Source organism: Nitrosophilus sp. (assembly GCF_982775275.1).
Map to the genome: position 1 here is coordinate 1 of NZ_CEXZHP010000057.1, position 8,424 is coordinate 8,424.

General features: G+C 32.6%; 11 protein-coding genes. 7 read left to right on the top strand and 4 right to left on the bottom strand.

What is annotated here, in order from left to right; all coding sequences use genetic code 11:
* The 7 genes from AC30RD_RS04170 to rplS form a co-directional block, all read left to right on the top strand.
* On the top strand, window positions 1-702 hold a 702-nt coding region (locus AC30RD_RS04170; protein ID WP_489493006.1), incomplete at its 5' end, for an RluA family pseudouridine synthase.
* Between the two features lie 64 nt (window positions 703-766).
* On the top strand, window positions 767-2,116 hold the full coding sequence (ffh, locus tag AC30RD_RS04175) for a signal recognition particle protein (protein WP_489493007.1): 1,350 nt from the start codon (window positions 767-769) through the stop codon (window positions 2,114-2,116).
* 67 nt (window positions 2,117-2,183) lie between these two features.
* On the top strand, window positions 2,184-2,411 hold the full coding sequence (gene rpsP, locus AC30RD_RS04180; RefSeq protein WP_489493008.1) for a 30S ribosomal protein S16: 228 nt from the start codon (window positions 2,184-2,186) through the stop codon (window positions 2,409-2,411).
* A 1-nt stretch (window position 2,412) separates the two neighbouring features.
* Complete coding sequence (locus AC30RD_RS04185) at window positions 2,413-2,658, top strand: KH domain-containing protein (protein WP_489493010.1); 246 nt, start codon at window positions 2,413-2,415, stop codon at window positions 2,656-2,658.
* Window positions 2,659-2,669: 11 nt separating this feature from the next.
* On the top strand, window positions 2,670-3,182 hold the full coding sequence (gene rimM / locus AC30RD_RS04190; RefSeq protein ID WP_489493019.1) for a ribosome maturation factor RimM: 513 nt from the start codon (window positions 2,670-2,672) through the stop codon (window positions 3,180-3,182).
* Window positions 3,179-3,856, top strand: coding sequence for a tRNA (guanosine(37)-N1)-methyltransferase TrmD (trmD, locus tag AC30RD_RS04195; RefSeq protein ID WP_489493012.1), 678 nt, complete (start codon window positions 3,179-3,181; stop codon window positions 3,854-3,856). Before rimM ends, trmD begins: the two co-directional genes overlap by 4 nt.
* The gene (gene rplS, locus AC30RD_RS04200; protein ID WP_489493014.1) at window positions 3,853-4,206 is read left to right on the top strand and encodes a 50S ribosomal protein L19; all 354 of its coding nucleotides are present in this window, start codon (window positions 3,853-3,855) and stop codon (window positions 4,204-4,206) included. Before trmD ends, rplS begins: the two co-directional genes overlap by 4 nt.
* Before the next feature lie 10 nt (window positions 4,207-4,216).
* On the opposite strand, the gene smpB is transcribed toward rplS, so the two are convergent.
* Genes smpB through AC30RD_RS04220 form a run of 4 tightly spaced genes read right to left on the bottom strand, consistent with a single transcriptional unit; the run spans window position 4,217 to window position 8,361 of the window.
* Window positions 4,217-4,666, bottom strand: a complete 450-nt coding sequence (gene smpB / locus AC30RD_RS04205) for an SsrA-binding protein SmpB (protein ID WP_489493015.1) — start codon at window positions 4,664-4,666, stop codon at window positions 4,217-4,219.
* Window positions 4,667-4,675: 9 nt separating this feature from the next.
* Window positions 4,676-5,437, bottom strand: coding sequence for a 4-(cytidine 5'-diphospho)-2-C-methyl-D-erythritol kinase (locus AC30RD_RS04210; RefSeq protein WP_489493016.1), 762 nt, complete (start codon window positions 5,435-5,437; stop codon window positions 4,676-4,678).
* A 10-nt stretch (window positions 5,438-5,447) separates the two neighbouring features.
* Complete coding sequence (gene truB / locus AC30RD_RS04215; RefSeq protein ID WP_489493017.1) at window positions 5,448-6,302, bottom strand: tRNA pseudouridine(55) synthase TruB; 855 nt, start codon at window positions 6,300-6,302, stop codon at window positions 5,448-5,450.
* Window positions 6,303-6,315: 13 nt separating this feature from the next.
* Window positions 6,316-8,361, bottom strand: a complete 2,046-nt coding sequence (locus AC30RD_RS04220) for an ATP-dependent helicase (RefSeq protein WP_489493018.1) — start codon at window positions 8,359-8,361, stop codon at window positions 6,316-6,318.
* Window positions 8,362-8,424 lie beyond the last annotated feature (63 nt).

Consider the following 8,424-nt stretch of genomic DNA (forward strand, 5'->3'; position numbering starts at 1 on the left):
TCGCAGCTTGATATATCCAACAAAAAGGCAAAAGAGCTAATAGATAGAGGTTTAGTATATGTTGGAAACAAAAAGGTTAAAATTGCAAGAGGAGAGGTAGATACAAAAACAAAATTTAGAGTATTAAAAGAGCCAAAAATCGATATAATTTATGAAGATGAAAATATATTGGCCATAAATAAACCGGCTTTCATAACGAGCGAAGAGATAGAAAAAGATTCCGGGCATAAGCTTCTTCATAGGCTCGATAAAGAAACAAGCGGTATTTTGCTTTTAGTAAAAAATGAGGAGTTTAGGAAAAAAGCCATAGAAGCTTTTAAAGAGCAAAAAGTATATAAAGAGTATATAGCGTGGGTTGAGGGTATTTTGCCAGAAGAGGAGACTATCGATCTTCCAATTTTAACTATAAAAAAGCAAGGAAGAGCAAAAAGTAAGATCTCTTATGCCAAAGGGAAAGAGGCTATAACTTATGTTACCCCCCTTGAGGTTATCTCAAAATACACAAAAATAAAAGCTATTATAAAAACAGGAAGAACTCACCAAATAAGGGTCCATTTGGTAAGAATAGATCATCCTATAGTAGGGGATACTTTATATGGAGCAAAAGAGTTTAAAAGAATTATGTTGCACGCAAAAAAGATAGAGATACTTGGATACTCCTTTGAGTCCCAAGAGCCCGAAGAGTTTATTAAATTTATCTAAAATTAAGCTTTTTTTAAGTAAAATTCACACTCAAAAACTATATATCAAAAAAGGTGGAGATTAAGTGTTTGAAGCAATATCTAACTCATTTTCCAATGCAATCAAAAAAATAAGATTTAAAGATGATGAAAAAGCTTTAAAAAAGGCCCTTGCCGAGCTTAAAAAGTCCCTTTTAAAAGCCGATGTTCATCATAAAGTAGTAAAAGAGTTATTGACAAAAGTAGAGTTAGATACGAAAAAAGCCGGAATTGGTAAAGAAAATTTTTTAAAGGCTTTAGAGAAAAATTTAAAAGATATTTTAGAAGTTCCCGGAAAACAGGGGTTTGTTTTTGCTTCAAAACCTCCTACGATCGTTCTTATGATGGGTCTTCAAGGTAGCGGTAAAACTACAACCACCGCAAAACTCGCCAATTATTTAAAAGAGTTTAAAAAGAAAAAAGTTTTAATGGTTGCAGCAGACCTTCAAAGGCTTGCCGCGGTTGAGCAGTTAAAACAGCTTGGCGAACAAATTGGTGTAGAAGTTTTTAGTGAAGATACTAAAGATCCGGTTAAAGTAGTAAAAGATGCGATAGATTACGCAAAAAAGAATCTTTTTGACGTTGTTTTGATAGATACTGCAGGACGTCTTGCGATTGATGAAAAGTTGATGGAGGAGTTAAAAAAGGTTAAAGAAGCGGCAAATCCGGATGATATATTTTATGTTGCCGACTCGTTAACGGGACAAGATGCGGTTAGAAGTGCTTCTAAATTTAATGAAGAGATAGGCATAACCGGGGTAATCTTAACAAAATTTGACGGAGATAGCAAAGGGGGAGTAGCCATAGGTATCGCCCATCAGATAGGAGTACCTTTAAGGTTTATAGGAACCGGCGAAAAGATGCCCGATCTTGAACTATTTATACCCGAGAGAATCACAAATCGTCTAATGGGTGCTGGAGATATTGAATCTTTGGCCGAAAAAACCGCGGCGGTAATAGATGAGAAAAAGGCAAAAGAGTTAACTAAAAAGATCAAAAAAGGAAAATTCAATTTCGAAGACTTTTTAGATCAGCTAGAATCCATTAAAAAAATGGGTAATTTAAAATCTTTGATTTCGATGATCCCTGGAATGGGGAATATGGCGAAGGCTTTGAAAGATGTGGATCTTGAAAACTCAAAAGAGATAAAAAGAATAAAAGCTATGATTAGCTCTATGACCCCAAAAGAGAGAAAAGATCCAGATTTGATACTTAAAAACAACAGTAGAAAAAGAAGAATAGCCGCCGGAGCCGGACTTAGCATACAAGAAGTTAATAAGATATTAAAACAGTTCAATAACGCTGCGAAATTTGCTAAAAAGTTTTCCGGTAAAAAAGGGATGCAAGATATCCAAAATCTAATGAGCCAGATGAAAGCCGGAGGAATCCCAAGATAGTTGGGTATGGTGAGTACGCAAAAGCGTGTTCGCCTTACCCAACTAAAATTAAAAAGGAGAAAATTAAATGACTGTAATTAGATTGACAAGAATGGGTAGAAAAAAAAGACCATTTTATAGGATAGTCGTAACAGATAGCAGAAAAAGAAGAGATGGAGGCTGGATAGAGTCTATAGGATATTACAATCCTTTAACCGAGCCGGCTACCGTAAAATTTGATGAAGAGAGATTAAATTATTGGCTAAGCGTTGGCGCAAAAATGAGCGATAGGGTAAAAAAAATAACCGGAAAGTAAGATGATTGAAAAATTTGTTTTGAAATTTGCAAAACTACTTGCCACAAAGCCCGAAGATATCGAGGTTGAAAAAAAAGTTATAAACGATGAATATAGCGAGATAACCATTTATGCCAATAGAGCCGATGCCGGAAAGATAATCGGCAAAGAAGGTAAAATGATAGGCGCTATAAAGACTTTGATCTCAGGATGTAAGGCAAAAGATGGAGTTAGCTATAAAGTTAACGTCCAGATAAAAGGAGAGTAGTTTTGCAAAAAGTGGAAGTTGCAAAACTCGGAAGGGCCGTTGGCTTAAAAGGGGAGATGAAGCTACATCTTCTTAGCGACTTCCCGGAGCAGTTTAAAAAAGGCGCAAAGTTTAAAATAGACGATAAAGAGTTGGTTGTGGAGTATTATAATCCTAAAAGAGGGGTTATAAAATTTTTAGGTATAAATACTTTAGAAGATGCAAAAAAGCTAACAAACAAAATTATCTACTCATCGATTGAAGAGACTAGAAAAAGTTGCGAACTAAAAGAGGATGAATATTTTTGGTTTGATATAATTGGCTGTGAAGTTATAGAAGAGGGAAATAGATTAGGAGTCGTTATCGACATTCAAAGATTTCCCTCAGCCGATTATCTTTTTATAAAAACAGATGATGAGCTTATAAAAAAAGGAAAAGCCAAATCCTTTCTTATACCTTATATGGATAAATTTATAAAAGATGTAAACGTTAACGAAAAAAAGATTGAGGTAAAAGAGGGGTTTGATATTTTGGAATCCTCATGAAATTTACGTTTATAACACTTTTTAAAGAGTTAATCGAATGCTATTTTAACGATTCTATCTTAAAAAGAGCCATAGAAAATAAAATCATAGATATAGAGTTTAAAAATCCAAGAGATTATACGAAATTAAAGCATAAAAAGGTTGATGAGTATAAAATAGGCGGGGGAGCTGGGATGCTTTTGGCTCCTCAACCTTTGATAGATACGATAGAGGCTGCAAAAGATGATGATTGTTGGGTCATTTTTACAACTCCCGCCGCAAAAAGGTTTAATCAAAAAGATGCAAAAAGATTATCTCAAAAAAAACATATAATCTTTGTTAGCGGAAGATATGAGGGTTTTGACGAAAGAGCAATTGAATTGATGGCCGATGAGGTTTTTTCTATAGGGGATTTTATTTTAACCGGGGGAGAGCTAGCAAGTTTGTCTATGATGGATGCGATATCTAGAAATATCCCAGGAGTTTTAGGAAATATCGATTCTCTTAAAGAGGAGAGTTTTGAAGAGTCTCTTTTGGAGGCTCCATCATTTACGAAACCAAAAGAGTTTAAAGGTAGCTTTGTTCCTTCAGAGTTTCTAAAGGGAAATCACGCTAAAATTAGCGCCTTAAAATATAAAATGGCTTTATATAGAACAAAATATTATAGACCAGATCTGATAAAGGAAAGAAAATGAGAAATAGATATATCGAGCATTTCGAAAAATCTCAGATAGAATCAAAAGAGGTTCCTCAGTTTAAAGCGGGTGATACCGTTAGAGTATCTGTAGAGATAAAAGAGGGAAATAAAACAAGAATCCAGGATTTTGAAGGCGTTTGTATCTCTATAAGGGGAGAAGGCGTTGGAAGAACCTTCACAGTTAGAAAAGTTGGTGCCAACAATGTAGGCGTAGAGAGAATTTTTCCACTTTATAGCGACTCTATAAAAGGAATCAAAGTAGTAAGAAGAGGTCGCGTAAGAAGAGCAAAACTATACTATCTAAGAGATAGACAAGGAAAAGCGGCAAGAATCAAAGAGCAAAGATAAGCTCTTTGATTTAATAATTTTTCATAGCGGCTTTTGCTTCCCTATCTAAAATCTTTCTTTTTATCGCTTCTCTTTTATCGTGCAAAGTTTTACCTTTAGCAAGAGCAATCTCTAGTTTTACCAAATTTTTATTATTAAAATATAGTTTTAAAGGAACGATAGTATACCCTTTTTCGCTCGTTTTACCGATAAGTTTATTTATCTCTTTTTTATGAAGAAGAAGTTTTCTTGGTCTTTTTTCGTCCGGTTTATAGTGTGGATTTGCAGTATTTAGATGGGAAATATGCATCCCAAAAATAAAAGGCTCTCCTTTTACTATCTTTATAAAACTATCTTTTAAGTTTACTCTTCCTGCTCTTATTGCTTTTACCTCGCTTCCTTCAAGAACAATTCCGGCTTCATATTTTTCTATTATCTCAAAATCGTGATAAGCTTTTTTATTTGTTGCTATTACTTTCATAATTTTCCTTTATTTTAACCTAAAAATAGTGCTACCGCTGCCGCTTAAAAACCATTCGTTTTTATACTTTTTTAATTTTGGGCAAAGATCGATAGCGCTAAGATAAAGATCGTTTGCTTTTATAGGTGAAATTTTATTTAAAATCTCTTTGCTTGGCAAATTTTTAAGTCTGTTTGCCAAATCTATCTCAAAAACCTTCATATGCTTTTGTCTATAATTTTTATAGACTTTGGATGTATCGCAGTGAGAATCTATAAATTTTAATTGAATTTGAGGAATATCTTCTTCAAATTTTTCAATAATTTCACCAATACCGCTAACGTTTGCGCTTGAAAAATCGTATATAAAAAAGGGAACATCGGCTCCTATTTTAGCTCCTATGCGGGCAAGCTCCCTAATAGATAGGTTTAGTCCTATTATTTGGTTGCATAGCTTCATAAAAGCCGCCGCATCACTGCTTCCTCCCCCAAGTCCGGCTCCTTGGGGGATATTTTTTTTGATAACAACTTTGTGGGAGAAAAAAAAATCTATAATTTTTGGATTTTGTGTATAATAATTTAAAGCGGCAAAGGCTTTATATATGATATTTTCCTCTCTTTTAATATTTGGAGTTCCTTCTATCTCAAATCTATCAAAACTGCCTTCAACAAACTCTATCTCATCAAACAGATCATAATATTTTATAAATCTTGAAACAATTTCATGATAATTATCCCTTAATCCTACTATTTTTAAAAATATATTTATTTTTGCGTATGCTTTGGTTTTCATTTTAAGCCTTTTAAAGAGGGATATTGTTTAGTAGATATTTTACTTTTTTGTTTTTAATTTCAATAATCGTAAAAAAATCCTCAAATAAAATATGATATTTTCCATCTTCTTTTATTTTTAAATCTTTTATATCTATTTTTTTACCGTTTTTTATCTCATCTTTTGAAAGGAATGTAAAATTTTGTTTTGTTTTTAGATAGTTTATAGGATTTAGAGGTTTTTCGTTTTCATAAAAAAACTTGCCCTCTTTTATTCTCTCTAGATTTGACAGGGCCCCTTGTGTACCAAGTTTTTTTGCTATTAATTCTCCTAAACTTCTAATGTAAGTTCCTTCGCTTACTTCAGCCTCAAAAGTTATAAAAGGGTGCGAATAATTTAAAAGTTTGATTTTGTAAATATATGATTTAACCTTTTTTAATTTTATCTCCTTATTTTCTCTTACAAGTTCATATGCTCTTTTTCCTTCTATCTTTTTTGCGCTATATTTTGGAGGAGTATAAAAAATTTCCCCTTCAAAAGATTTTATAGCTTTTTTTATTTCATCTTCTTTAAAGGGCAAAATAGTTTTTATCTTTTTTATATTTTCTATATCCAAGCTTTCGCTAACAGCACCTAGCCATAAAGTAGCTCTATATATTTTTGGAGTTTTTTTTAAAAACCTAAATAGTTTCGTATAAACTCCAAAAGCAATTATTAATACCCCTTTTGCAAAAGGATCCAAAGTTCCGGAAAATCCTGCTTTTTTAACTTTGTATCTTTTTTTAATTTGTGATAAAAAACTGTTTGAGCTAATAAAGGGAGGTTTGTAAGCTACAAAAAGAAGGTGTGAATTATTGTTTGTGATATTTTTATCTTCAATTTTCATCTTTTGATCCAATCTAAATCTTTTCTACAAAAGATGCAAGAATATCTCTTATTTGACCGCCAAAATTTATAGTAAGTTTAAATTCTCTTCCAACTTTGCTAACTCCTGTTACTCTTCCTATACCAAAAATTTTATGTTTAACAAGATCTCCCTTTTTAAAACTTGTGGATTTTTCCAAAGATAGGCTTCCCTCACATAAAGAGGCCTCTTTTAAAAATCTACTTTTTAGAAGCTGCGTTCTTCTTCCTTTATAAAATCTACTTTTTACATGGCTTAAAACAAGCTCTTTTTTTGCTCTTGTTATAGCTACGTAACCAAGCCTTCTTTCCTCTTCTATATCGCTTCCATCACCCGTTAATGGAAAAAAACCCTCTTCTAAACCGATAACAAAAAGATACTCAAACTCTAAACCTTTGCTTGCGTGCACACTCATAATGGATATGCTATTTTCATCTATTTGGTCTTGATCGCTTTGAAGGGAGAGTTCATTTAGAAAATCTTCTAAAGAGTTTTGAGGATTTTGTTTTATATAATCTCTAAAAAGCCCGTAAAATTCGTCAATATTAAGCACCCTCTCCATTCCGTCGGGTAAGTTTTCATAAAATCTTCTAATACCGAAAATATTTTCTATCTCATCTACAAATCTATATAACGAATCGTCGCTAATATCTTTTAAAGAGATTAAGCCTTCAATAAACTCTTTTATGGTCTTATAATTTTTTTTGCCAACAATCGGCAAAAGCTCATCCTCTTTTGCTTCCATCAAAAAGGTAAGTATAGGTTTTTTGCTGTTAAACGCTGCTTTTTGGATCTTATCTAAAGTTACTTTTCCAATACCCCTTTTTGGTCTGTTGATAACTCTTTTTAGAGAAAAATCATCATATGGATTTGCTATTATTCTTAAATAGCTTATAATATCTTTAATTTCGGCTCTTTCGTAAAACCTAACCGCTCCTACGAGTTTATAGGGGATTTTTGCTCTATTTAAACCCTCTTCCAAAGATCTACTTAGCGCATTTATTCTAAATAAAACCGCAATATCTTTTGGATCGACTCCCCTATCTAAAAGTTCTCTTATTTTTTTTGCTATTTTTAAAGATTCTTCGTTCTCATCTTTTGATTCGTAGATCTCTATAGGTTTACCCTCTCCTAAAGTTGCAACAAGTTTTTTGCCAAGTCTGTTTCTATTATGTTCTATTAACGAGTTTGCAGCTTTTAATATCTCTTTTGTGGATCTATAATTTTTTTCAAGTTTTATTATTTTAGTGCCTGGAAAATGGTTTGGAAAATCTATAATATTTTTAACGTTTGCTCCTCTCCAGCCGTAAATACTTTGATCGTCGTCTCCAACTACGCAGATATTATCATGGGTAAAGCAGAGTTTTTTAACAAGCTTATATTGAAGTTCGTTGGTATCTTGATACTCATCAATCATTATATATTGATATCTGTTGCTAATTTCGTAGCAAAGATCGCTGTTTTGATCTAAAATTTTGTATGTTAGTATTAAAAGATCGTCAAAATCAACTAAATTATTTTCATTTAAATAGTTTTGATATTTTTGATAAAAAAGGGCTATCTTTTTAAAATTTGGAAGCTGAGCGCTCTGTATTGCGATCTCTGGATCGATCAATGAGTTTTTATATCTTGATATTTCACTTGCTATAGTTGATATGGGGATATCCGGTTCAAAAGATTTGATGATCTTTTTTTTATCGTCGGTGTCTATAATAACAAAACTGTTTTTTCTACCTAACTCCTCTATATGAAACTTTAAAAAAAGCAGACCGAATTTATGAAAGGTGCATAAAAGGGGGGGATATATGGAATCATCGATTAGAGATAGAGCCCTTTCTCTCATCTCCTTTGCCGCTTTATTGGTAAATGTTAAAGTTAAGGTGTTTGCCGGGTCGATTCCAAGCTTTAATAGATAGGCAAGTCTTGATGTTATAGTTTTTGTTTTTCCACTACCCGCACCCGCTAAAATAAGCAACGGCCCGTCAATACTTTCAACTGCTTTTATTTGTTCTTCGTTTAAATCTTTAAAAATCTTATCCATCTCATTTCTCTTATATAATATTGTTTTATTATATCAAAGTTAGGGTTATAAGCAAAAGGTTTG